The following is a 23779-nucleotide window of genomic DNA, read 5'->3' as shown; positions in this document are numbered from 1 at the left end:
GACATTTGATCGGAGTTATGAGAGAAAAGACAGGTCTTGACTTGCGCACACCAAGTGCACTATGCGGGAGTCACCTTCCGGTATCCGGACGTTCACCGGAGCCCGCCGCCGACGGACGAACCGGCGCGCCGAACTGCCCCATTGGCAACCGCGTGACTCAATGCGCCCCCCGTGCACCGGTACCGTGGGTTAGGTCACGCTTACTACCTGTTCCTCACGGGCATCCACCGTCATAGAGTCGATCGACAGTGCGAACGTGTTGAGAGACCGCCCCATCCGACACCCCGAGGACGGATACCGCCATGCCGCGTCCGACTGCCGCACAGTTCTCCTACGGTTCGGTCACCGTCATCGTCTCGACCCTTGCCATGCTGCTGCTGTCCCGCACCGACTCGGGCGTCGGTGTGGCTGTCGTCTGCGCCGCGGGGCTGGCCCTCGGTCTGCTGGTGGCCCTGACCGTGCCCCTGCCCCGGGGCGGAAGGACGGCTGAGCGGGCCACGGCGCCGGCCGCTGTGCGTACGCGGCGCCCGGTCAAGGACATCGAGCTCACCACCGCGCACGAGGAGCGGGTGAGCCGGCATTCCCTCCGCCGCTGAACGACGTCCGGGCCGCCGCGGCCTCAGGGGACGGTGACCACCACGGTCTTGGCCGCCTTGTCCTGCAGACCCTGCCGGTAGGGCTTGTCGGTGAACATCAGCACGATGTTGATGAGCCACCACAGGCACGGGCAGCACAGCAGCGCGGGGAGCCAGAGCACCACGGCCCGCATCAGCGCGGACCCGGTGTCGGGCACCGTGCCGTCGTTGAGCATCGCGACGCGCATCTTCAGCAGCCGCTTGCCGAGCGTCCGGCCGTCCTTGTGCGTCAGATACGTGTCGTAGGCGACGTAGACCACCAGGCCGATCAGCGACCAGACGAACTGATGACCGCTGTAGGAGTTGCTGATGGCGTCGCCGAAGTCGTCGTCGCCGTTGTCCGAGGTGACGTCCAGCGCCCCGCCGAACGGCAGCGAGAGCAGGTACAGCGGAATCGAGATGATGAGGAAGTCGATCAGCCGCGCCAGGATCCGCTTGCCGGGCTCGGCCAGCGGCGGCATACCGGCCAGTGGATCGGCACCGCCGTAGGGACCGGGGCCGTACGGACCACCGCCGCCGTACGGCGGGGGCGGGGGCGGCGGCGGGGGCGGCCCGCTCCCGTAGGGCGAACCGCCCGGCGGCGGGCCCTGCGGGGGCTTCTTGGAGAAGGGGTCGTCCTCGGGTGGCTGCCCGGGCGGCGGCGGAGGCGGTTCGTTGCTCATGGGGGCAGTGCACCCCGGGCCGCAAAAGCCCGCAACGGCTGAGGTGCTTTCGGGGGACGGGCCGTCAGCACACGGGCGTACGGGGCCGCTCCGCGGTGCGAGGACCGGTCCCGCGTCCGTGGCCGCCCGTCAGCCCGCGACGAAGGTGCGGGCGGCCTTGTCGTGCCAGCACTGGCGCCAGGGGCGGTCGACCAGGCACCACAGCACGTTGACCACGCCGACGAGGAGCAGGCCGAGCACCCCGTACACGAGCCAGCGGCGCAGTGCCGCTCCGAGGGTGGGCGGACCATGGGACTCGATGTCCCGCACCTCGAGGCCGCAGAGCTTCTTGCCCAGCGTGCGGCCCCACTTGGCGGTGGGCAGCGCCTCGAGGACGAAGCCGAGCACCAAAAAGACGCCGATCACCGCGCCGAACAGCCCGGCCGTGGTGGAGTCCAGCAGCCAGACGGTGACCGTCTCGCCGGACTGCTTCGCCGTCTCGATCTTCCCGTCGATGTGATCCCTCGCCCGCGTGACCAGCGGGAAGCCGATCGCGCCGACGAGCGCGCCGAGCACGAGCGCGTCGACCAGCCGGGCGGCCAGCCGCTTGCCGAGCCCGGCGGGCCTGGCGGATGCCTGCGCCCGGGCCAGCTGCTGGAAGTGGTCATCGACCGGCGGCTTCCAGGGCACGACGGGCTGCTGCTCGGGCCGGACGCCCTGCTGCTGTGCGGGCATCGGGCGCGGCTGCTGGGGAGCCGCCTGCTCGGGCCGGGGGAGCTGGTGCGCCTGCTGGGCCCAGGACGCGGACCCGCCGCCGGGGCCGGGGGTCATGGGGTTCGGCGGATCCGTCCGCACCGGGGCGTGCGCCCGGGGCGGTCCGGGGGACGGCTCGGGCGCCGGTGAGGGCGCCTGCGGAGCGGTGGTGCGCGGGGCGTGGGCCTGCGGAGCGGTCGTGCGCGGGGTGGCGCCGGGTCCCGTGGCGCGGATCGCCATCGTGCCGTCGGCGGGCGCGGCGGCCTCCTCGCGCGGACGCGGGGGGCGGGCGGCACCCGCGGGCCCCCCCGCACGGATGGTGACCGTACCGTCGGCGGGCGGACGGCCCGCGTCACCGCCGGTGCCCCTGTCGCCGGACGGAGAGCGCAGGGCGGCGGGTCCGTCGGTGGCCCCGCCGTTGCCGTTCCGCATGCCGGGAAGGGCTCCGCGCGTCGGATCCTGGGCTGCGGGCCCGCGCGGATCGGCGGGTACGCGACCGGCGGGTCCGTGGTCCGCGGGAGTGGCGGCGGGCGGGGTGGCAGCGGGTGCCGCCCCGGCCGCCGTACGCGGATCGGGGCCGCCCCACGAGACACGGTGATCGCGTTCGCCGCCGAAACCGGTCTGCCGGGAGGTGTCGGCCTGCCAGGCGGACGCCGGTTCGGGGCGGCTGCCTGCCGTGCCCCCTTCGCCGGGTCCGCCGAACGCCGCGGGCTCGTCGACTTCGTCGAGGTACATCGGCCCGGTCTCGTCCACCGGGGCCGGCCGCTGCGCGGTCTGCCGCGGGACGGCGTCCGCCACCGGGGCGGGCGGCGGAGCAGGTGTCGTTCCGCCCTGCTGCGGCGCGGGCCGGCTCGTACCGGGAACCCATGATGCGCCGTTCCAGTACCGGACGTATCCGGGAATGGACGGGTCGGGGTAGTACCCCTCGCGGGGGCTTTCGTCACCGGGTGCCGGGGTTGGGGCGCTCATCACCGTGGTCCCGTATCTCTTAGGCCTCAATACAAGGCTCCACATCTATCAGACCGCCACGTACCCCCGGGGCCGTCCTGCCGTTTGGACCACTTTCCGGGCCCGGAGAAGTTTTTCTGGGAAGTCGCGTCATGGATCGCCTGGAGGGCGCTCTCTCCTTGTGCGGACCGGTCATGGGACCGGCCCCTACGAGCACCGGAAGGTCGTGCACCCCATGCAGCACATCGTGGAACGCGAACTGGAACTCAAGCTGGTCCTGTCCCCCGGGCGGTCCGTCCCCGTGCCCGCCCGGCTCTCCTACCTGACCGACGACCCGTACGCCGTGCACATCACCTTCCACATCGGCTCCGAGACACCCGTGCACTGGACGTTCGCCCGTGAGCTGCTGGTGGACGGGGTGTTCCGGCCGTGCGGGCACGGGGACGTGCGGATCTGGCCGGCCAGGGCCGAGGGCCGCGGCGTCATCCGCGTCGCGCTCACCTCGCCCGACGGCGACGCCCTCCTGGAGCTGCCGTCGACCGCCGTGGCCGCCTGGGTGGAGCGCACCCTGCGGGTGGTGCCGCCGGGGACCGAGGGCTCGCTGCTCGGCCTGGACGACGCGCTCGCCGAGCTGCTCACCCCGCTGCCGGCCGACGACCCATGGCTGAGCGACCCGTGGTCCTCGGACGAGCCCCAGGACGGAGAGGCCTGAGTGGGGGCGGGGTCAGAACAGCTTGCCGGGGTTGAGCAGCCCCAGCGGGTCGAAGGCCGCCTTGATACCGCGCTGCAACTCGAGTCCCACCTCGCCGAGTTCGCGGGCGAGCCACTCCTTCTTCAGGACGCCGACACCGTGCTCGCCGGTGATGGTGCCGCCCAGTTCGAGGCCCAGCCCCATGATCGCGTCGAAGGATTCGCGGGCCCTGCGGGACTCGTCGGCGTCGGTGTGGTCGAAGCAGACGACGGGGTGGGTGTTGCCGTCGCCCGCATGGGCGACGACGCCGATGGTCAGGCCGAACCTGTCGGCGATCTCGGCGGTCCCCTCGATCATCGCGCCGAGCTCGGAGCGCGGTACGCACACGTCGTCGATCATCGTGGCGGGTTTGAGGGTCTCCATGGCGGGGAGCGAGAGCCGGCGTGCCTGCAGGAGGAGTTCGGACTCGGCAGCGTCCTCGGCGGGCACGACCTCGGTGGCGCCCGCCTCGCGGCACAGGGCGCCGACGGCGGTGAGATCGGCGGTCGGGTCGGGCGTGTCGAAGGCGCAGAGCAGCAGCGCCTCGGTGGATTCGGGGAGGCCCATGGAGGTCATCGCGTTGACGGCACGCACAGTCGTACGGTCCATCAGTTCGAGGAGTGACGGAGTGTGTCCGCGCTCCATGATCCGGCACACCGCGTCGCAGGCGGCGCTCGCGGAGGGGAACTCGGCGGCGAGCGCGAGCTGCTGCGGCGGCCGGGGCCGCAGTGCGAGGACGGCCTTGACGACGATGCCGAGGCTGCCCTCCGAACCGACGAAGAGCCGGGTGAGGTCGTATCCGGCGACGCCCTTGGCCGTGCGCCTGCCCGTGTTCAGCAGCCGCCCGTCGGCCAGGACCACCTCGAGGCCCAGGACGTACTCGGCGGTGACGCCGTACTTCACGCAGCACAGCCCCCCGGACGCGGTGCCGATGTTGCCGCCGATGGTGCACGTCTCCCAGCTGGACGGGTCCGGCGGGTAGCACAGGCCGTGTTCGTTGACGGCGCGGGAGAGCGTGGCGTTGACGACGCCCGGCTCGACGACCGCGATCCGGTCGACGGGGCTGATCTCCAGGATCCGGTCCATCTTCACCAGGGAGAGCACGATGCAGCCGTCGGAGGCGTTGGCCGCGCCCGACAGGCCCGTCCTCGCCCCCTGGGGCACCACGGGAACGCGCAGCGCCGTGGCGGTCCGCATGACGTGCTGGACCTCCTCGACCGTGCGCGGGAGCACGACGACGGCGGGAGCTCCCGCCTCGCAGAAGCTCGCCATGTCGTGGGCGTACGAGGCGGTGACCTCCGCGTCCGTGATCAATGCCTCGGCCGGAAGACCCGCGCGCAGTTGTTCGAGGAGTGCGTTCATGATCCAAGGGTGACACCCGGGGCCAATGGTGTGAACCCGTCTGCTCCCGCGTTCGCGCAACCCGATGTGATCTTCGTACTGACGCAGAGTGATGACCATGGATGCCATGCCGCAGCGGAACCCGGAGCCACCGCCCTCCACCCTGCCGCCGGAGGGTGCGACGTCCGTGCCTCCGCCCCCGGCGCCGATGCGCACCACGCTGCGCAGGGCGGCGTTCGGCGCGGTGGCCGGCGCCGTGCTCGTGGCCGGTGCGGTGGTCGCCGTACCGGACGACGCGAACGACGCCGCACCGCCCGCACCGGGGCCGGTGGCGCGGGCCGAGGCTGCGGCGGCGGCGGGTTCCCCGGCGTCCCTGTCCGACCTCACCGCCCTGATCGGCGACCGGCAGCAGTGGGTGGAGACGCACCCGTCCGACGCACCGTCCTGGGCGGTGCTCGGCACGGCGTACGTGGAGTGGGGCCGGCGCTCCGCGGACGCGACGTACTACACCCGCGCGGAGCAGGCGCTGCAGCGCTCGCTGGCCGCACAGCCCGGCGAGCGCGGGAACGCCGAGGCCTGGCTGGGGCTGGGGGCTCTCGCCAACGCACGGCACGACCACCTCGCGGCGAAGAAGTGGGGCGAGACGGTACGCGCGCGGCAGCCGAAGGACTGGGCGGCGTACCCGGTCCTGATCGACGCGTACAACGGTCTCGGCGAGTACGAGGCGGCCGGCCGGGCGACGGAGAGGTTCGGGGCACTGCGCAAGGGCGTCCCCGCGCTGGCCAGGACGGCGGAGATGTACCGCAACCAGGGCTGGCGCGAGGACGCCCTGGCCACCGCGCAGGAGGCGGCGGACCGCGCCACCGCGCCCGCGGAGAAGGCGGCGGCGCTGCACCGCCTCGGCGACCTGGCGTGGGAGCGCGGCGAGCCGGCGGAGGCCGTCGCCCAGTACGAGGCGGCCCTGCGCACCGACTCCGGGCACCTCGCCTCCCGGGCCGGCCGGGCCCGCGCGCTGGTGGCCCTGGACCGCACGGACGAGGCGCTGGCCGACTACCGGACGGCGACGGCGAAGCTGCCGCGCCCGGAGTACGTACTCGAACTGGGCGAGCTGTACGAGTCACTGGGTCTGGACGGCGACGCCCGCGCCCAGTACACGAAGCTCCGCGAGCTGCTCACGCGGGCCAGGACGGCGGGGGTCGACGAGTCCCTGACCGAGGCCCGCTTCGAGGCCGACCACGGCGACCCGGAAGCGGCCGTGGAGCTGATGCGCACGGAGTGGTCCGCGCTGCGCCGCAGCTCGGAGGTGTCGGACGCGCTGGGCTGGGCGCTGCACCGGGCGGGCCGGTCGGAGGAGGCACTGCGGTACGCGGAGCGGGCGGTGGAGTCCGGGGTACGGAACGCCTCGTACGCGTACCACCTGGGCATGATCGAGAACGCGCTCGGCCAGGGCGGTCCCGCGCGCGCCGATCTGGAGGAGTCCCTCCGCACGAACCCGGACTTCTCCCCGCTGGCCGCACCCCTGGCCCGGGACGCCCTGGACGCGCTGGGCGAGCCGTCTCCGGGCGGTCCGGCGGACATGGAGCCGCCGCCGGCCCCGGAACCCGCGCCGGAACCGACCCCGGAGCCGCCCCCCGGGACGCCGGAGAAGGACGGGACGCAGGAGGGACCGGGGAAGGCGGAGAGGGACGGGCCGGAGCCGGAGCGGTCCGCGCGGGAGGCCGCCCCTTCCCCGAAGGCGAAGCCGGGCGCGGCCACGGCGTCGGCGGCCCCGTAGCCCCTCCTCCGCACGTACGGGGCTCCGGCGGGGCGGCCGGGGCCCTTCGGGGGTCGGCTACAGGTTGCCGCGCTTCTCCTGCTCTCGCTCGATCGCCTCGAACAGGGCCTTGAAGTTGCCCTTGCCGAAGCCCATCGAGCCGTGGCGCTCGATCATCTCGAAGAAGACCGTCGGCCGGTCCTGGACCGGCTTGGTGAAGATCTGCAGCAGGTAACCGTCCTCGTCGCGGTCGACCAGGATCTTCAGCTCGCGCAGCGTCTCCACGGGCACGCGGGTCTCGCCCGCCCACTCGCCGAGGGTGTCGTAGTACGAGTCCGGGGTGTCCAGGAACTGCACGCCGGCCGCCCGCATCGCCCTGACGGACGCGACGATGTCGTTGGTGGCGAGCGCGATGTGCTGGACGCCCGCGCCGCCGTAGAACTCAAGGTATTCGTCGATCTGCGACTTCTTCTTCGCGATCGCCGGCTCGTTGATCGGGAACTTCACCTTCAGCGTGCCGTCGGCGACGACCTTCGACATGAGGGCGGAGTACTCGGTGGCGATGTCGTCGCCCACGAACTCCTTCATGTTGGTGAAGCCCATGACCTTGTTGTAGAAGGCCACCCATTCGTTCATCCGGCCGAGCTCGACGTTGCCGACGCAGTGGTCGATGGCCTGGAAGGTCCGCTTGGCGGGCGCCTCGACGATCGGCTCGGCGGCGGTGAAGCCCGGGAGGTACGGGCCGTCGTAGCCGGAGCGGTCGACGAGGGTGTGGCGGGTCCTGCCGTACGTGGCGATGGCGGCGAGCACGACCGTGCCGTGCTCGTCCTTGAGCTCGTAGGGCTCCGTGATGCCCTTCGCCCCGTGCTCGACCGCGTACGCATAGGCCGCCCGGGCGTCCGGGACCTCGATGGCGAGGTCGACCACACCGTCGCCGTGGGCGTTCACGTGGTCGGCCAGGAAGGTGCCCCACTCGGTGGAGGCCTTGATGACGGAGGTGAGGACGAAGCGGGCGGCGCCGTTGGTCAGGACGTAACTCGCGGTCTCGCGGTTACCGTTCTCCGGTCCGGAGTAGGCGACGAGCTTCATGCCGAAGGCGGTCGAGTAGTAGTGCGCCGCCTGCTTGGCGTTGCCCACGGCGAAGACCACCGCGTCCATTCCCTTGACCGGGAAGGGATCGGCCTGCCGTGCGGTGTCGGGGGTGGTGTGCAGAGTCTCAGTCATGTCCGAAGGTTCCCGCCGCTTCGCAAGGTGCGCAACAGTTCGCGCGATCGCTGGTCAATCTGCCCAGTGGGTGACCATGATGGGCGGGCTATCTGTACAGGGTGACCATCAGGAGACGGATCATGGCGATCGATCAACTGGACGGCCGGCTCATCGCGCTGCTGGCCCGTGAACCCCGTATCGGCGTACTGGAGGCCTCCCGGCGGCTCGGGGTGGCGCGCGGGACCGTTCAGGCACGGCTGGACCGCCTTCAGTCGAATGGCGTGATCCGCGGTTTCGGTCCGGACGTCGACCCCGCGGCGCTCGGCTATCCCGTCACCGCGTTCGCCACGCTGGAGATCAGGCAGGGCCAAGGCGCCGACGTGCGAGCCCATTTGGGTGGAGTGCCCGAAGTGCTCGAGATGCACACCACCACCGGACACGGCGACATGCTCTGCCGGCTCGTCGCCCGCTCCAACGCCGATCTCCAGCGGGTGATCGACCGGGTCGTCGGTTTGGATGGGATTGTCCGGGCCTCCACGGCGATCGTCATGGAAAACCCGGTCCCCCTGCGTATTCTCCCGCTCGTCGAGCAGGCTGCACAGGACACCGACTGACCCGAGGAGCGGCGCGTGAACTTCTGGGAGTACGTGAGCACCCGCCACCAGCAGCTGCTCACCGACGCGTTCCAGCACGTCAGCGCCGTCTTCCAGTGCATGGTCATCGCCACCGTGCTCGGCGTCCTGATCGGCGTGGTCAGCTACCGGAGCAGTTGGGGCGGGGCGTTGGCCATCACGTCCACGGCCATGATCCTCACCATTCCGTCGCTCGCCGCGATCGGCCTGCTGATCCCGCTGGTCGGCCTCGGGGTCCCGCCCACCGTGATCATCCTGACCCTGTACGGGCTGCTGCCCATCGTCCGCAACTGCGTCGTCGGACTGCGCGGCGTCGACCCGTCCCTGGTCGACGCCGCGAAGGGCATCGGGATGTCACGTACGGCGCGGCTGTGCAGGGTGGAACTGCCGCTCGCCTGGCCGCCCGTCCTCACCGGGATCCGGGTCTCCACCCAGATGCTGATGGGCATCGCCGCCATCGCCGCGTACGCCTCGGGTCCCGGCCTCGGGAACGAGATCTTCCGCGGTCTCGCCTCGCTGGGCAGTGCCAACGCGATCAACCAGGTCCTCGCGGGCACGCTCGGCATCGTCATCCTCGCCCTGCTCTTCGACGCCGCGTACGTCCTGCTCGGACGGCTCACCATCCCCAGGGGGATCCGTGTCTGAAACCGTCACCGGACCGTCGGGGACTCCCGCGTCCGGCGCCACCACCTCGGGTGCCACCATCCAGCTGGAGAACCTCACCAAGTCCTACCCCGGCAACCCCGCTCCGGCCGTCGACAACGTGTCCATGGACATCAGGGCCGGCGAGACCGTGATCCTCGTGGGGCCCTCGGGATGCGGGAAGTCCACCACGCTGAAGATGATCAACCGGCTGATCGAGCCGACGTCCGGCCGGATCAGGATCGGGGACGAGGACGTCACCGACATCGACCCGGTGAAGCTGCGGCGCAAGATCGGCTACGCGATCCAGTCCTCCGGGCTCTTCCCTCACATGACGGTGGCGGAGAACATCGCCCTCGTGCCGAAGATGACCGGCTGGTCGAAGTCCGGGGTGAAGGACCGGGTCGAGGAGATGCTCGATCTGGTCGGTCTGGATCCGCGCGAATTCCACGGACGGTATCCGCGCCAGCTCTCCGGCGGTCAGCAGCAACGGGTCGGCGTGGCACGGGCGCTGGCCGCGGACCCGCCGGTGCTGCTGATGGACGAACCGTTCGGCGCGGTCGATCCCATCACCCGTGACCACCTCCAGGACGAGCTGATCCGGCTCCAGCACGAGCTGCACAAGACCATCGTCTTCGTCACGCACGACTTCGACGAGGCGATCAAGCTGGGCGACCGGATCGCGGTGCTGCGGGAGCGTTCGCACATCGCGCAGTTCGACACCCCGGAGGCCATCCTCACCAACCCGACGGACGACTTCGTCTCCGGGTTCGTGGGGGCGGGCGCGGCGCTGAAGCGGCTCAACCTCACCCGCGTGCGGGATGTGGGGATCGCCGACTTCCCCACGGTCACCGTCGAGGACCCGCTCCAGTCGATCTTCGACAAGCTGCGCGACGGCTCGCACAACGAACTGCTGATGCTGGACCGCAGGAACCGCCCGTACAAGTGGCTGCGGCGGGGCGACCTGATGCGGGCCAAGGGTTCGCTGGCCCGGGCCGGACAGCTGGTGCACGACACGGTCACCCGGGACGCGACGCTCCACGACGCGCTGGAGGCCGTGCTGACCGACAGCGGCGGGCGGGTCGCGGTGACCGGGCGGCGCGGGGAGTTCATCGGCGTCGTCGACATGCACACGCTGATGAATTCCGTGCACGAGCTCCTGGAGGCCGACCGGCTCACCGCGATGGAGCACCAGCACGATCTGGAGGAGCTGCGTGTCCATCGGACGGAGCAGGAGCTGGAGGGGGGTGGCAGCGGGCTATGACTCCCAGTCATCAGGCGCCCCCCAAGGGGGAGCGGCCTCCCGGGGAGCACGACGTGGGAGGGCATGCCTTCCGTGACGAGGAGGCGGAGCCCCCACCGCCGCCCTCCGGTCCGCGGCGCCGTTTCACCTGGAAGAAGCTCGTGGTGGTGCCGGCCGTCTGCGCGGTCGTCCTCGTGGCGACGTACCTGTGGATCTCGAACGTCGGCCTCGACTCGATCGCGGAGAACTCGCTGGCCGGTGACACCGTCGAGGTGCGCTGGTGGCAGCACGTCAGGCTGACCGCGATCTCCACCTTCTGGGTGCTGATCATCGCCATCCCCCTCGGCATCGCACTGACCCGGCGCGGCCTGGACAAGGCGGCCCCGGCGGTCACGGCGCTCGCCAACATCGGCCAGGCGACCCCCGCGATCGGGCTGCTGGCCCTGCTGGTGATCTGGCTGGGCATCGGGCCGTCGACGGCGATCATCGGGATGGTGATCTACGCGGTGCTGCCGGTGCTCTCCAACACGGTGGCCGGCCTCAAGGCGATCGAACCGACGCTGGTCGAGGCGTCCCGGGGCATCGGCATGTCGGCCGTGGGAACACTCACCCGGGTCGAACTGCCCCTCGCCGTCCCGCTGATCCTGGCGGGTGTACGGACGGCCCTGGTGCTCAACGTGGGCACGGCGACTCTCGCCACCTTCGGCGGCGGCGGCGGCCTCGGCGACCTGATCACCTCGGGGATCCAGACGCAGCGCATGCCCGTGCTGGTGCTCGGATCCGTACTGACCGTGGTGCTGGCGCTGCTGGTGGACTGGCTGGCCTCGCTGGTCGAACTGTGGCTGACGCCGCGCGGACTGGAGGAAGCGTGAGGGTACGTACGGGCCTGGCACCGGCGGCCGCGCTCGCCCTCCTGCTCACCGGGTGCGGGCTGAAGAGCGGTTCGCCGCTGGTGGACGACGTGGTCCCGGGGTCGGTGGGGCAGGGGCAGCCGCTCCAGGGCGCCTCGCTGACCGTGACCTCGAAGAACTTCAGCGAGAACATCGTCCTCGGACACGTCATGGGCCTGATCTTCAAGGCGGCCGGCGCCGAGGTACTGGACCGGACGAACCTTCCCGGGTCCATCAGCGCACGTGAGGCGGTCGCCCAGGGGGAGGCCGACGCGCTGTACGACTACACGGGCACGGGGTGGATCACCTATCTGGGCCACGCCGAGCCGATCACCGACCCGCAGAAGCAGTGGAAGGCGGTCCGCGACGAGGACCTGGGCAACGGGGTGACCTGGCTGCCGCCGGCCACCCTCGACAACACGTACGCCCTGGCCGTCAGCAAGAAGAACAACGCCAAGTACCACCTGAAGACCCTCTCGGACGTGGCCGCGCTCGCGAAGAAGGACCCCGGGGCCGTGACGGTCTGCGTGGAGAACGAGTTCGCGTCGCGCGACGACGGGCTGCCGGGCATGCAGAAGAAGTACGGGCTGAAGCTTCCGTCCGCGAACATCAAGAAGATGGACGCCGGGATCATCTACACCCAGGTGTCGAAGTCCGACTCCTGCCTGTTGGGCGAGGTGTACACCACGGACGGCCGTATCAAGGCGATGGACCTGGACGTGATGGAGGACGACAAGCAGTTCTTCCCCAACTACAACGCGGCCCCCGTCCTCCACACGGCGACCCTGAGGAAGTACCCGGAGATCGCCGGACTGCTGGCCCCGGTCACCGAGAAGCTGACGACGCCGCTCGCGCAGGAGCTCAACTCGAAGGTGGACGTGGACGGGCAGGACCCGCACGAGGTGGCGAAGGACTGGCTGCTGGAGGAGGGGTTCATCAAGGAGGGCTGAGCGGGAGCGGGCGGGCTGAGCAGGCCGGGCGGGGGTGCGTTCGGGCGGGAGCGGGCGGCGGGACCGGGACTTCCAAAGAAGTCGTTGCAAAAAACATGTTGCAAAGCAGTCTTTGCAACTTTATGGTCGTGTCATGCCACCGAACGAGCCCGAAGACCGGCCCGCCCCGTCGTACGCCGACGACCCGAAGATCCACCACGTCGACACCCGCACCCTGCGCGGCCTCGCGCACCCGCTGCGCATCCGCCTGCTGAACGCCCTCCGGGAGTTCGGTCCCGCCACCGCCTCCGGTCTGGCCGACCGGCTCGGCGAGTCCAGCGGTGCCACCAGCTACCACCTGCGCCAGCTCGCCGCGTACGGCTTCGTCGAGGACGACCCGGAGCGTGGCAAGGGGCGCGAGCGGTGGTGGAAGGCCGTCCACACCGGCACGATCTTCGGGCGCACGGAGAACTTCCTGCAGCACCCGGACCCCGAGGTGCGCGGCGCCATCGGAGTCGTGCTCCATGAGGTGGCGACCACACACGCCCAGGAGCTGAACACCTGGCTCGGGACGATGCGCGAATGGCCCGAGGAGTGGCGACAGGCGTTCGACATGAGCGACTTCAAGCTGCGCCTCACCCCTGAACTCTCCATGGAGCTCGCGGAGAAGATGCAGGAGCTGGTGAACAGCTACCGGGGCCGCGTCCCCGAGGGCACCGAGGGGTCGGCCGTGGTCCGCACCCACCTGCACGTGTTCCCGCGTCCCACCGACTGAGGGGATCACCGTCATGCACAGCGATGTCCACCTTCTGCTCCACAACTGCCGCGCCGCCGAACTCCACCGCGAAGCGGCCGAGTCCACCCGCGTAAGCCCCGGACTGCGTCACCGGATGGGCTGGACGATGATCGAGCTGGGCCTCCGGCTGGCCCAGAGCACGCCACCACCGGCACGTGCCGCGCGAACGGCCTGACGTGGACGGGGGGAAGCCGGGTCGGGACCGTATCCCGCTCGCCGCCGTACTGGCGGCCAACTCGATATCCACTGCGGGTACTTCGCTCACGCTCATCGGCGTGCCCTGGTTCGTCCTCGACACCACGGGGAGCGCGGGCCGGGCCGGTGTCGTCGCCTTCTGCGCGACCCTGCCGATCGTCGTCGCCGCCCTGGTCGGCGGCCCCGTCATCGACCGGATCGGGCGGCGCAGGGTCGCGGTCGCCTCCGACGCGGTCTGCGGCGCGGCGATCGCCACCATCCCCCTGCTGCACCACGCGGGGGCGCTCGAATTCTGGATGCTGTGCGCCCTGATGGCGCTGAACGGCCTGGCGCACACGCCCGGCAACACGGCCCGCTACGTCCTCGTACCCGATCTCGCCGAACACGCGGGCACCACCCTCGCCCGCGCCGCCAGTCTCTTCGACGCGGTGTCACGCGGGGCCCGCATGGTGGGCGCCGCGCTGGCCGGAGTGCTGATCGCCGTCGTCGGGGCCGAGACCGTGCTCCTGCTGGACTCCGCCACGTTCGCGCTGTCCGCGCTGCTGGTCGCGACCGGTGTGCGAGGAGTCAGGGCGGCGGAGCCCCGCAAGGCCGCAGCCCCGGTCTCACCGCGCACGTACCGCGCCGAGCTCCGTGAGGGTTACGCCTACGTGCTGGGCGACCGGCTGCTGCTCGCCGTGGTCGTCATGGTGATGTTCATGAACGGCACGGACCAGGGGTGGAACGCCGTCCTGCTGCCCGTGCACGCCGAGGGACAGCTGGGCGGTCCCACCGACCTCGGCGTGCTCACGGCCCTGTTCGGCGCGGGCGGGCTGACCGGCGCACTGCTGTACGGGGCGGTGGGACACCGCTTCTCGCGGCGGACGGTGTTCACGGTGTGCGTGGTGCTGTGCGGGGCGCCACGGTTCGTGGTCGCCGCGCTGACCGGGACGACACTGCCGCTGGCGGTCACGATGGCGCTGGGCGGGGTCGCGGGCGGGATGCTCAACCCGATCCTGACGACGGTGACGTACGAGCGGGTCCCGGAGGAGTTGCGCAGCCGGGTGTCAGGGGCGCTCACCGCGGGCTGCGAGCTCGCCATGCCGGTGGGCGGCCTGGCCGCCGGCCTGCTGGTCGAGGGCATGGGCGTCTCGGGAGCATTGCTGGCGATGGGTGGGGTCTACTTCCTGGCGACGCTGAGCCCGCTGGTGTTCCCGGCGTGGCGCGGCATGGAGGGTCCGGAGCCTGAGGTCAGCAGCTCGGAACCTTGCCCCCCTGGTCCAGGGCCCGCAGCGAGGACACCGCGCTCCGCAGTGTCGTGACGGGGATCAGCCGCAGGCCTTCGGGCCGCTCCGCCTCCGCCTGCTTGCACTCTGCCTTCGGCACCAGGAAGACGGTCGCGCCGTCGCGCCGGGCGGCCTGCGTCTTCAGGGAGACCCCGCCGACGGCACCGACCGCGCCGCCGGCCTCGATCGTTCCCGTACCGGCGACGGTACGGCCACCGGTCAGACCGCCGCCGGAGCCGTCACCGGCCAGTTTGTCGATGATGCCCAGCGAGAAGAACAGCCCGGCGCTGGGGCCGCCGACATCGGCGAGATGCAGGGTGACGTCCACCGAACCGGGGTCCTTGTCCAGGTAGTTCAGGGCCGCGTCCACGGCGACGTTCTGCGACTTCTTCATGTCCTGGAGATTGCGCTGCTCGATCTCCTCCTCGGAGCCCCCGGTGGGGTAGACGGAGTCGCGCGGCATGACCGCGCGGTCCGTCCTGAACCAGCTGTCGACCACGTCCGCGACCCGGACGTCGGCCGCCGGTCCGGTCGCGATGATCGTCGTCATCAGCAGCTTGCCGTCCGTCGGGAGCGTCGGCGCCCCTTTGATCGTGATGACCGGCTTCCCCTGGTCGTCCCCGAGCACGTTCGCGGTCGTGCCGGGCTGCGCCAGGGTGAACGGCAGCGGCGCGAAGGCCGCCGTACCGAACAGTGCGAGGACGGGCAGCGCGCAGAGGGCGAGGACGCGGGGGCGCGTAGGACGAGTGAGCACCCGCCCAATCTATCCGCCGCCGTACGCCCCCGACGACTCCCCCGAGCTACGGGCCCAGGGCTCAGCGCAGCGCGTCCGCGACCTCCCGGGCCGCGTCGAGCACCCGGGGGCCGACCCGTTCCGGTACGGCGTCCGCGAGCATCACCACGCCCACGCTGCCCTCCACCCCGGACACCCCGACCAGCGGCGCCGCGGCCCCGCAGGCGCCGGCTTCGAGCTCGCCGTGGGTGAGGGTGTAACCAGGATGGTCGGCGACCGCCTTCTGCCGGGCGGTGAGGATCGCCCGGCCGGCGGCGCCCCTGTCCAGCGCGTGCCGGAAGCCCGCCCGGTAGGCCACGTGGTAGTCGGTCCAGGTCGGTTCGACGACGGCGACGGCGAGCGCGTCAGCGCCGTCGACCAGGGTGAGGTGGGCGGTGGCCCCTATGTCCTCGGCCAGCGCACGCAGTGCGGGCAGCGCCGCCTCCCTGACGAGCGGATGCACCTGGCGGCCCAGGCGCAGTACACCCAGGCCGACTCTGGCCCGGCCGCCGAGGTCGCGCCGGACGAGAGCGTGCTGTTCCAGAGTGGCGAGGAGCCGGTAGACCACGGTGCGGTTGACGCCGAGCTTGTTCGACAGCTCGGTGACGGTCAGGCCGTGATCGGTATCGGCGAGAAGCTTGAGGACACGCAGTCCCCTGTCGAGCGTCTGGGAAGTCTCTGCGGTCACGACGCCCTCTCCCTCTTTGGTGAGCGGGGCGGATCCCTCTCCGGAGTGCCGACGCCGGTCTGGACGGCGACGTACCGAGAGGCCGCCGACTGGCCATGGCACCGGCTGTGCACCGCGGCCACGCTGCCACGGTGCGTTCATGTTTCGGGGACATTAGCGAGCGAGTCCGCTCAGCGGAAGACCTCGTCCAGAATCCGGTCTCCCTCCGGAACGCGATGACATAACCGCCGGTCAGCGCAGAACCGTCCGGAACGCGAACATCTACGCGCGTTCTAGTCGCGTGACTCCGCCGCGACGCTGCGTACACCAGATGTGAACGGGTGTTAACTCACCGTAAATTAATTTGGCGCAAACTCCTGCCCGCGGGGCTCCCGCGCGCCCTCATGAGCGCTGCGCGCTCCGGGGCGGGACGACGACGACGGTGACGACGGGGACGACGGGGACGACGGAGCCCACGGGCTCGGGACGGCGAGGCCGCGGGAACGGCGGCGGGCCCGGTGCGGGAGTCGTGCTCCGCGGCACCAGGCCCGTGTCCGTGTCCGTGTCCGTGGTCACCTCACCGCATCCGGGTGGCCCACTCCTGCACCTTCTTGATCCGGTCCTGGATCTGCCCGGCTGTCGCCTCCGCGCTCGGCGGGCCGCCGCACACCCGCCGCAGCTCCGTGTGGATCACCCCGTGCGGCTTGCCGCTCTGGTGCGTGTACGCGGACACCATCGTGTTGAGCTGCTTGCGCAGCTCCAGCAGCTTCTTGTGTGTGACGACCGGCCGGTCCTCGGCCGCCTTCTCCAGGAGGTCGGCCTCCGCGGCCGGCTTCTGGCGGCTGTGCGCGATCTGCCGGGTCTGCCGCTTCTGGAGGAGCAGCTGCACCTGGTCGGGTTCGAGCAGCCCCGGAATGCCCAGGTAGTCCTGTTCCTCCGCGCTCCCCGGGTGCGCCTGCATGCCGAATTCGGCGCCGTCGTACAGCACCCGGTCGAAGACCGCGTCGGACTCCAGCGCCTCGAAGGGCAGCTGCTCCTCGGTCTCCTCGTCCTCCAGCTTCTCCGCGTCCGCGAGGAGCTGGTCCTCCTCGGCGAACGGGTTCTCCTCGTCGCTGCCCTTCTTCGGCTTGTCGAGCACGTGGTCGCGCTCGACCTCCATCTCGTTCGCGAAGTCGAGCAGCATCGGGATGGTCGGCAGGAACACGGACGCGGTCTCGCCGCGCCGCCTCGACCGCACGAAACGGCCGACGGCCTGGGCGAAGAAGAGCGGCGTCGAGATGGTCGTGGCGTACACCCCGACCGCGAGGCGCGGCACGTCGACGCCCTCCGACACCATCCGGACCGCGACCATCCACCGCGAGTCGTCCTGGCTGAACTGGTCGATCTTCTTCGACGCGGCCTTCTCGTCGGAGAGCACGACGGCGGGGCGGTCACCGGTGATCTTCTTCAGGATCTTGGCGTACTCGCGCGCCGACTCCTGGTCCGTCGCGATGACCAGACCGCCCGCGTCCGGAATGCCCTTGCGCACCTCGGTCAGCCGCTTGTCGGCGGCGGCCAGCACATTGGGGATCCAGTCGCCGGTGGGCGAGAGCGCGGTGCGCCAGGCCTGCCCGATGGCGTCCTTGGTCATCGGCTCGCCGAGCCGGGCGGCGATCTCGTCTCCGGCCTTGGTGCGCCAGCGCATGTTGCCGCTGTAGCTGAGGAAGATCACGGGGCGGACGACGCCGTCGGAGAGCGCGTTGCCGTAGCCGTACGTGTAGTCGGCCGAGGACCGCCGGATGCCGTCGTTGCCCTCCTCGTACGCCACGAACGGGATCGGGTTGGTATCGGACCGGAACGGCGTACCGGTGAGCGCGAGCCGCCGGGTCGCCGGGTCGAACGCCTCCTGGCAGGCCTCGCCCCACGACTTCGAGTCACCGGCGTGGTGGATCTCGTCGAGGATCACGAGGGTCTTGCGCTGCTCGCAGCGGTTGCGGTGCAGCATCGGACGCACACCGACACCGGCGTACGTGATCGCCACCCCGTGGTAGTCCTTGCTCACGGGACCGGCGCTGTACTCGGGGTCGAGCCTGATGCCTATGCGGGCCGCGGCCTCCGCCCACTGCTTCTTGAGGTGCTCGGTGGGCGCGACCACGGTGATCTGCTGCACGACATGGTGGTGCAGCAGCCATGAGGCGAGGGTCAGCGCGAAGGTGGTCTTCCCCGCGCCGGGCGTCGCGACCGCGAGGAAGTCGCGCGGCTGCTCCTGGATGTACTTCTCCATGGCGCCGTGCTGCCAGGCTCGCAGCTTCCCGGCCGTACCCCAGGGGGCGCGGCCGGGAAAGGCGGGTGAGAGGTGGTGGGAGGCGGTAGTAGTCACGGTCTCCGGTTCGGGGCACTCGGGTACGTGGGGCGCTGTCCGTACGGGCCGGGACGGACTCGTACGCGATACGACAACCGGGCCACCCTACCGGCGGGCGGGCCTCGAACACCCTGAACCGCTTCGCGGCCCCCACGATTGCGACAGCCGTCACACGGGGGCGGCCACCAGTCCACGCAGCCCCCGCGCAATGACTCCCACCTCGTACGCAGGTCACTTCAGCCGTTTCATGTTCGCGAGACGCAGGTTCATGGCCATACCGAAACGGCACCATCACATGGGGTCGGATTGGTGCCACTGAGCAGGCCGCACACGCGTCGCCACCCACGCCCCCACCAGGGCCACCAGCGCCATCGGCAGGAACACCGCCGTGAACGCCCCCGGGTGGGCCCCGGCGGCCCCGCTGCCCGCCGCCCCGTGCGCGGCCGCTCCCACCGTACCCCCGCCGAGCGCGGCGAACGCCGCACCGCCGCCGGTGAGCAGCAGCACGTTGGACAGCCCGTCCGAGATCTGGAGCGCGGCGGAATTGCCGCCCGCCTCCTCCGGGGCCGACAGCTTCAGCAGCAGCACGCTCGTCGAGGCGATCACCATGCCCATGCCGAAACAGCCGACGCCCCAGGCGGCGGCCAGCGTCCACACCGGCACCGACTCGATCAGCACGGCAGGCGCGACCGCTATCGCCAGGGCCACCAGCACCATGCCGGCCACCATCAGCGACTCCCGGTGCGCCTCCAGTCGGGGCCGGGCCAGGACGTACGAGCCGAGCGCCCAGGTGAGGCCCCCCACGGCGAGCGACAGACCGGCCATCGTCGGGGACAGTCCGCGCTGGGTCACCAGCATGAGCGGTACGAAGGACTCGGCGGCGATGAACGAGCCGGCGGAGATCCCGCGCAACAGGATCACCGCGGGCAGCCCCCGGGCCGCCCGCAGCGTCCCCCGGGGCAGCAGCCCGCGCACGGCGGGCACGAGCAGTGCGGCACCGGCGGCGGCCGGCAGCAGGGAGAGCCACCGCAGCTCCTGTCCGGCGAACTGCAGCAGCCCCGCGCCCAGCGAGATGCCCAGGGCCAGCCGGATACGCCGCTGGTCGAAGGGCTTCACGGCCGACTCCGCGTCCGTGGGCCCGGCCGCCATACGCCGGATCGCGGGCAGGGCGAGAGCGAGCGGCAGGAGGATGAGCACCGGGATGCCGACGAAGACCCAGCGCCACCCGAGGTGTTCGGTCACGGTCCCTGAGGCGAGCGGCCCAACGACGGACGGGACGACCCAGGCGGCGGAGAAGGCGGCCATGATCGCGGGCCTGATCCGCTCCGGATAGGCGCGCCCGATGACGACGTACAGCGCCACGATCACCAGCCCGCCGCCGATGCCCTGGACGGCCCGGCCCAGGATGAACATCCACATGCTGCCCGCCGTTCCGGACAGCAGCAGCCCGGCCCCGAAGGCCCCGATCCCGGTGGCGAGCGGCGCGAGCGGTCCGTGCCGGTCCGCCCACTGCCCGGAGAGCACCATGGCGAAGAGGCTGGTGGTGAAGTACGCGGAGAACGCGAACGCGTACAGCGGGATGCCGTGCAGCTCACGGGCGGCGACCGGCATCGCGGTACCGACGGCGGTCGCCTCGAAGGCGATCAGCAGCACGACGGAGACGATGCCGATGCTGAGTGCCCTGTGGGTGCGGCCCAGCACACCCTCGGGAGGGGTGGCGGCGATGTCTACGCGGGGGGCCGTGACCTCGGCGTCACGCGGTTCCAGGGCACTCATGGGCTCAAGAGTAAGGGCCGTAATGCCGGATGAGCCCTGTCGATGGGGGGACCCGGTATCGGTCCTTGGTCGTAGGCCCGGAGCCCGGACGTGAACGCCGTGTGGCAGTCGCGTTGCAGGCCGCCCGGCACCCTTGAGGGCCGTCGCACCGGGCCCGTACGGTCGACCGGAGAAGGAGGAACACCTGACCGTGTGCCCGAGAGGCTCAGGGGCTCGACTGCAACTCGAGTTACACCGGTTCGATTCCGGTCACGGTCTCCAGCAGAAGACAACGGCCACCCTCATGTCGCTAAGGGCTGTCCCGCAACTCCTGGCGGGCGCACGACGACAGCTACGGCACCTCGCCGCGTTGTCGGAACGCCCGAATACGTCCAGTATTCGGGCGTCCCCCCGCCTTGCGACGCACCGCATCTGACGCCGCGCGCTGATCCACCAGGAATTGCGGGACAGCCCTTAGGACCCCGAGTCTCGGGACCCGGGCGCCGGGGTCACCATCCGACCCCGCGGGGCACACTCCCGCCGAGCATCTGCTTCGGCGTGGGGGCGGCCGTTCCCGCGTGCGCCAGCGGCTACACGGGGTCCAACGAGGGCTGCGCTTCCAGTCCTCCGTCGTCCTCGCAGCCCAGTTCCTTCGCCATGGCCAGGGAGAATGAGTGGGCCACGGTCGCGTAGGCATCCTTCAGGGCCTCGGGGTCGCCCTCGGGTTCCGTGGGCATCCCTCCGCGCTCCACGCCGATCTCGATGTGGGCCGGTTCGGTGCCGGTAAGCTCACCGCTCCGGCAGCCGAACCGGAGGAACGAGCCGTCCGTCGCGGTCAGGGCCCGCTCCCCCATCTTCAGCACGGTGAACTTCGTGGCCGGGCCGCCGTCCACCGGGGCACTGCCCGACAGGTGCCAGTTGATCCTGAGCTCCTCGTCCAGCGCGTAGACGCGGCAGACCTCCCCATCTCCGGTGGACGAAGAGACGAACGCTTCACCGATTTTCTTTGCGGCATTCGAGACGGTGCCTTCCTCGCCCGACCCCTCGAACCGCGACGCCCCCGTGATCACCTCCAGCGATTTCGCCGCGTCGGCGGAGACCGCATCGCCGCCGCAGAGCTCTGCCCCTGCGACGGCCACAACGGGCTTCTTCGCGGGTTCGTCGTCCCCTCCCCCGCAGCCGGTGGTTCCGAGAACCAGGGAGCTCACCATGGTCGCGCCGAGGAATCCCCCGCGCACCCTGCGACTGACCACCATCTTCATCCTTCTGTGTCCTCGGCCGACCACCGGCCTCAGCCGGTCTCCGGGTCGTTGCCCTGCTGGTTCTCACGGTCGTTGCCCGTCGAGTAACCGACTCTCATGGATTCCTTGAGGTCCTGCCCGAACTCGCTGTCGGAGGCAATGCCGTTCTGTCGCATGAACTCCTCCATCGGGGACTCGGCCAGGCTCTCGCCCGAGGAGTAGACCTTGGTCTTCTCCTCCCGGGTGAGTTCCTCCACCTTCTCCTTGTGCTCGTCCACCGAGTTGTCGGAGATGTCACCGACCATCTGTCCGATGCCCTGCTCCAGAGCACCACTGGCGGTGTCGGTGGCCAGCGGGATGAGGACCGCGGCCGTCCCCACGGCCGCGGTCGCGGGCAGGAAGGCGACGCCCGCCGCCACACCAGCGGCAGCCCCGAACTCGATCCAGCCCGCCCGCTTGGCGACTGCCTTCTCGTAGTCCTCGTGGGTCTTGAGGTTCGTCGCCTCCACCTGGTCAGCCCTGGACTGGTCGAGCATGCCCTGAACCTCGGCGCCCACGTGCACGGTCGCCCTGGCAGCACCCTGGTCGATCTTCCCGTCGGATCCCACCTGCCCCTCCAGCACGCTTCGGCTGTACACCTGCTCCGCGGCCGACACGGTCGCGTAGGCGTCCGGGTGCTGGCCGAGTGTGCTGAGAAAGCCTCGGGCGATGCTGCGGCCGTTCCTGTCCTCCGTATCCGCGAAGTCGAGGTGCCCTTCCTGGCCCTTGCCGGGAGCGAACGGGCTGTTCGGGTCGTTCTTGTCCAGGGCCCAGTTGATGTCGTCGATGTAGCCGGCGCCCATGGTGCCCAGGCTGTCGGACATCGCCTCCTGCTCCTTGAGCAGGCCGGCGTCCGCCCCGTACTTCTCCATGACCTGCTGCATGACCGCCGCGTTGTCGGCGTCCCGCACGACGCTCGCGTCCGGGTGACCGGCCGGATAGCCCAGAGTCGCAGACTCCAGGGCGTGCCCCAAGGCGTCCGGCATCTGGTTGAGGGAGTTCTTGAGCTCGTCCTCGTCGAGGGAGTTGACGTCGGGGAAGGATTCCCACTTCTCGTTGCCGAAGAAGTCCAGGTAGTTGCCGATCGGCGTGTCGCCGTTCTTGCCCAGATCGGCCGTGGCGCCCTTGTTGACCGTTCCGTCCTCGTTGTACGCGGTCGGCGGGTCGTTGAAGAAGTGCTTCGCCGCGTCCGGGCTGTTGCCGAGCGCCTCCAGCATGGCGGTGGCCGGGTCGTATCCCGCGCCGTTGACGCCGGACGGGTTGAACGGGTTCTTGAACGGACTGTTCACCACCTTGTTCTCGGCGAACATGTACGGGTCCTTCTGGTGCAGCTGCGCCACGTGCTCGGCGATCGGGTTGAGGAACTTCGCGTCGTAGTTCCCGTACCGCATGATGCCGCCGAGCAGCTGGTAGCCGAACGGCCCGCCGTAGTCGTGCTTCGCCAGCGGGATGCGCTCCGTACCGAGTTTGCGCAGCTCCGGGCCCCACTCGGCGGTGAACGCCTTGTCCTGGGAGGCGGTGGCCAGGTTGAGGCCCAGGTTCTTCTGGAGCTCCTGGACGTCCTTGAGGCGCTCCTTGTCGGCCTTTCCGTACTGGTACGTGTCGGTCGAGAGCTGGCCGAAGAACGCGAGCGACTTCTCCGGGCCGAGCTTCTCGTAGAAGTTCTTGGAGAACTCGGGCGACTTGCTGTTGTCGTGGAGCAGTTCGTTGAGCGCCTGCAGTTCGGTGTGCGTGATGTCGCGGCCCTTGGCGGCCAGGGCGGCGGCCCGCGCGGCCTCCTCCTGGTCCATCTTCGTGTACTTCGGGGCGCTGAAGTCCTTGCCCTCGGTGACGTTGGCCTCGAGGGAGTTCTTGAAGGACACGTCGGTGTCGTTGCAGTTGTCGACGATGAGGTCGATCTTCTTCTGCCAGGCCTGGATGTTCTCTTTCTGCTGACGCACGAGATCGGGGTAGTCGGGGTCGTTGCGGCGCTGCTGCGGAGGAATGTCCTCCACGGGGTGCCTCGCCGTGACCTTGCCCTTGGCGTCCACGTGGATCCCGGCCGCGGGTCCTTCGTCGTCCCGGATGCCGATGAGGTCGTCCTTGGCCTTCTTGATGGCCGTGTGGGCTTCCTCGAGGATCTGCTTGACCCCCTTGGCCTCGGCGGAGGCGTCCTTGAACTCCTTGGCCGTCTTGCCTATGAACGCCTTGGTGACGACCGCGTTGACGCCCTCCCACTCGGCCTTGTCCGCCTTGACCTTCATGCCGTCGTTGGCGTCGTCGGCCAGCCGGTCCAGCTTCGTGACCATGTCCGCCCAGTCGTCGGCCGCGGTCTTCAGCTTCGCCACCGGGGCGTCGACGATGTCCTCGTACTCCAGCATTTCCG

General features: G+C 70.5%; 21 protein-coding genes and 1 tRNA gene. 12 read left to right on the top strand and 10 right to left on the bottom strand.

Features of this window, described 5'->3' with window-relative positions; all coding sequences use genetic code 11:
- Positions 1-302 precede the first annotated feature (302 nt).
- Positions 303-596 carry a hypothetical protein gene (locus AB0F38_RS00485; RefSeq protein ID WP_361884665.1) on the top strand — a complete coding sequence of 98 codons (294 nt, stop codon included), beginning with the start codon at positions 303-305 and terminating at the stop codon, positions 594-596.
- Between the two features lie 23 nt (positions 597-619).
- On the opposite strand, the gene AB0F38_RS00480 is transcribed toward AB0F38_RS00485, so the two are convergent.
- Together AB0F38_RS00480 and AB0F38_RS00475 are read right to left on the bottom strand one after the other, a co-directional pair.
- Entirely contained in the window at positions 620-1297 is a 678-nt protein-coding gene (locus AB0F38_RS00480) for an RDD family protein (protein ID WP_361884664.1), read from the bottom strand.
- Positions 1298-1426: 129 nt separating this feature from the next.
- On the bottom strand, positions 1427-2998 hold the full coding sequence (locus AB0F38_RS00475; protein WP_361884663.1) for an RDD family protein: 1572 nt from the start codon (positions 2996-2998) through the stop codon (positions 1427-1429).
- 214 nt (positions 2999-3212) lie between these two features.
- Here AB0F38_RS00475 and AB0F38_RS00470 point away from each other — a divergent pair, with 214 nt between their 5' ends.
- Entirely contained in the window at positions 3213-3689 is a 477-nt protein-coding gene (locus tag AB0F38_RS00470; RefSeq protein WP_361884662.1) for an SsgA family sporulation/cell division regulator, read from the top strand.
- A 12-nt stretch (positions 3690-3701) separates the two neighbouring features.
- Here the strand turns inward: AB0F38_RS00470 and AB0F38_RS00465 are convergent, their stop codons facing one another.
- Positions 3702-5069: an FAD-linked oxidase C-terminal domain-containing protein gene (locus AB0F38_RS00465; protein WP_361884661.1), complete on the bottom strand. Its 1368-nt coding sequence runs from the start codon at positions 5067-5069 to the stop codon at positions 3702-3704.
- A 97-nt stretch (positions 5070-5166) separates the two neighbouring features.
- Between AB0F38_RS00465 and AB0F38_RS00460 the strand changes: the two genes are divergently transcribed.
- Positions 5167-6822, top strand: a complete 1656-nt coding sequence (locus AB0F38_RS00460) for a tetratricopeptide repeat protein (protein ID WP_361884660.1) — start codon at positions 5167-5169, stop codon at positions 6820-6822.
- Positions 6823-6879: 57 nt separating this feature from the next.
- Here the strand turns inward: AB0F38_RS00460 and hppD are convergent, their stop codons facing one another.
- A complete protein-coding gene (hppD, locus tag AB0F38_RS00455; protein ID WP_361884659.1) occupies positions 6880-8025 on the bottom strand; it encodes a 4-hydroxyphenylpyruvate dioxygenase in 1146 nt (381 codons plus the stop codon).
- Between the two features lie 122 nt (positions 8026-8147).
- Between hppD and AB0F38_RS00450 the strand changes: the two genes are divergently transcribed.
- The 8 genes from AB0F38_RS00450 (at position 8148) to AB0F38_RS00415 (ending at position 14635) form a co-directional block, all read left to right on the top strand.
- Complete coding sequence (locus AB0F38_RS00450) at positions 8148-8621, top strand: Lrp/AsnC family transcriptional regulator (RefSeq protein WP_361884658.1); 474 nt, start codon at positions 8148-8150, stop codon at positions 8619-8621.
- Between the two features lie 15 nt (positions 8622-8636).
- Positions 8637-9284, top strand: coding sequence for an ABC transporter permease (locus AB0F38_RS00445; RefSeq protein ID WP_361884657.1), 648 nt, complete (start codon positions 8637-8639; stop codon positions 9282-9284).
- Positions 9277-10545 carry a betaine/proline/choline family ABC transporter ATP-binding protein gene (locus tag AB0F38_RS00440; RefSeq protein WP_361884656.1) on the top strand — a complete coding sequence of 423 codons (1269 nt, stop codon included), beginning with the start codon at positions 9277-9279 and terminating at the stop codon, positions 10543-10545. Before AB0F38_RS00445 ends, AB0F38_RS00440 begins: the two co-directional genes overlap by 8 nt.
- A complete protein-coding gene (locus AB0F38_RS00435; RefSeq protein ID WP_361884655.1) occupies positions 10542-11396 on the top strand; it encodes an ABC transporter permease in 855 nt (284 codons plus the stop codon). Before AB0F38_RS00440 ends, AB0F38_RS00435 begins: the two co-directional genes overlap by 4 nt.
- Positions 11393-12364, top strand: coding sequence for a glycine betaine ABC transporter substrate-binding protein (locus AB0F38_RS00430; protein ID WP_361884654.1), 972 nt, complete (start codon positions 11393-11395; stop codon positions 12362-12364). The genes AB0F38_RS00435 and AB0F38_RS00430 overlap by 4 nt, the downstream gene beginning before the upstream one ends.
- Positions 12365-12497: 133 nt before the next feature.
- Entirely contained in the window at positions 12498-13118 is a 621-nt protein-coding gene (locus AB0F38_RS00425; RefSeq protein ID WP_361884653.1) for a winged helix-turn-helix domain-containing protein, read from the top strand.
- Positions 13119-13131: 13 nt separating this feature from the next.
- On the top strand, positions 13132-13314 hold the full coding sequence (locus AB0F38_RS00420; RefSeq protein WP_361884652.1) for a hypothetical protein: 183 nt from the start codon (positions 13132-13134) through the stop codon (positions 13312-13314).
- Between the two features lies 1 nt (position 13315).
- A complete protein-coding gene (locus AB0F38_RS00415) occupies positions 13316-14635 on the top strand; it encodes an MFS transporter (RefSeq protein WP_361886683.1) in 1320 nt (439 codons plus the stop codon).
- Here AB0F38_RS00415 and AB0F38_RS00410 read toward each other — a convergent pair.
- From AB0F38_RS00410 to AB0F38_RS00395, 4 genes are all read right to left on the bottom strand, one after another.
- Entirely contained in the window at positions 14565-15353 is a 789-nt protein-coding gene (locus tag AB0F38_RS00410; RefSeq protein ID WP_361884651.1) for a S16 family serine protease, read from the bottom strand. The two genes, AB0F38_RS00415 and AB0F38_RS00410, sit on opposite strands and share 71 nt — an antisense overlap.
- A 61-nt stretch (positions 15354-15414) precedes the next feature.
- The gene (locus AB0F38_RS00405; protein ID WP_361884650.1) at positions 15415-16059 is read right to left on the bottom strand and encodes a helix-turn-helix domain-containing protein; all 645 of its coding nucleotides are present in this window, start codon (positions 16057-16059) and stop codon (positions 15415-15417) included.
- A gap of 556 nt (positions 16060-16615) precedes the next feature.
- Positions 16616-18397 carry a DEAD/DEAH box helicase gene (locus AB0F38_RS00400; RefSeq protein WP_361884649.1) on the bottom strand — a complete coding sequence of 594 codons (1782 nt, stop codon included), beginning with the start codon at positions 18395-18397 and terminating at the stop codon, positions 16616-16618.
- Between the two features lie 273 nt (positions 18398-18670).
- Entirely contained in the window at positions 18671-20155 is a 1485-nt protein-coding gene (locus tag AB0F38_RS00395; protein WP_361884648.1) for an MFS transporter, read from the bottom strand.
- Between the two features lie 186 nt (positions 20156-20341).
- On the opposite strand from AB0F38_RS00395, the gene AB0F38_RS00390 reads away from it, so the two are divergent.
- Positions 20342-20416 (top strand) — tRNA-Cys (locus AB0F38_RS00390).
- A gap of 308 nt (positions 20417-20724) precedes the next feature.
- On the opposite strand, the gene AB0F38_RS00385 is transcribed toward AB0F38_RS00390, so the two are convergent.
- Together AB0F38_RS00385 and AB0F38_RS00380 are read right to left on the bottom strand one after the other, a co-directional pair.
- Entirely contained in the window at positions 20725-21396 is a 672-nt protein-coding gene (locus tag AB0F38_RS00385) for a hypothetical protein (RefSeq protein WP_361884647.1), read from the bottom strand.
- Positions 21397-21425: 29 nt separating this feature from the next.
- Positions 21426-23774, bottom strand: a complete 2349-nt coding sequence (locus tag AB0F38_RS00380) for a hypothetical protein (protein WP_361884646.1) — start codon at positions 23772-23774, stop codon at positions 21426-21428.
- Positions 23775-23779: the final 5 nt, after the last annotated feature.

Source organism: Streptomyces sp. NPDC025273 (assembly GCF_040638585.1).
Taxonomy (GTDB): domain Bacteria; phylum Actinomycetota; class Actinomycetes; order Streptomycetales; family Streptomycetaceae; genus Streptomyces; species Streptomyces cinereorectus.
Note: the sequence above shows the minus strand (reverse complement) of the source record. Positions and strands in the feature narration are given on the sequence as shown.

Coding starts and splice junctions, on each gene's coding strand:
- AB0F38_RS00485 (WP_361884665.1), top strand. CDS start 303: ATGCCGCGTCCGACTGCCGCACAGTTCTCCTACGGTTCGGTCACCGTC.
- AB0F38_RS00435 (WP_361884655.1), top strand. CDS start 10,542: ATGACTCCCAGTCATCAGGCGCCCCCCAAGGGGGAGCGGCCTCCCGGG.
- AB0F38_RS00395 (WP_361884648.1), bottom strand. CDS start 20,155: ATGAGTGCCCTGGAACCGCGTGACGCCGAGGTCACGGCCCCCCGCGTA.
- AB0F38_RS00450 (WP_361884658.1), top strand. CDS start 8,148: ATGGCGATCGATCAACTGGACGGCCGGCTCATCGCGCTGCTGGCCCGT.
- AB0F38_RS00460 (WP_361884660.1), top strand. CDS start 5,167: ATGGATGCCATGCCGCAGCGGAACCCGGAGCCACCGCCCTCCACCCTG.
- AB0F38_RS00475 (WP_361884663.1), bottom strand. CDS start 2,998: ATGAGCGCCCCAACCCCGGCACCCGGTGACGAAAGCCCCCGCGAGGGG.
- hppD (WP_361884659.1), bottom strand. CDS start 8,025: ATGACTGAGACTCTGCACACCACCCCCGACACCGCACGGCAGGCCGAT.
- AB0F38_RS00425 (WP_361884653.1), top strand. CDS start 12,498: ATGCCACCGAACGAGCCCGAAGACCGGCCCGCCCCGTCGTACGCCGAC.
- AB0F38_RS00465 (WP_361884661.1), bottom strand. CDS start 5,069: ATGAACGCACTCCTCGAACAACTGCGCGCGGGTCTTCCGGCCGAGGCA.
- AB0F38_RS00480 (WP_361884664.1), bottom strand. CDS start 1,297: ATGAGCAACGAACCGCCTCCGCCGCCGCCCGGGCAGCCACCCGAGGAC.
- AB0F38_RS00470 (WP_361884662.1), top strand. CDS start 3,213: ATGCAGCACATCGTGGAACGCGAACTGGAACTCAAGCTGGTCCTGTCC.
- AB0F38_RS00385 (WP_361884647.1), bottom strand. CDS start 21,396: ATGAAGATGGTGGTCAGTCGCAGGGTGCGCGGGGGATTCCTCGGCGCG.
- AB0F38_RS00380 (WP_361884646.1), bottom strand. CDS start 23,774: ATGCTGGAGTACGAGGACATCGTCGACGCCCCGGTGGCGAAGCTGAAG.
- AB0F38_RS00420 (WP_361884652.1), top strand. CDS start 13,132: ATGCACAGCGATGTCCACCTTCTGCTCCACAACTGCCGCGCCGCCGAA.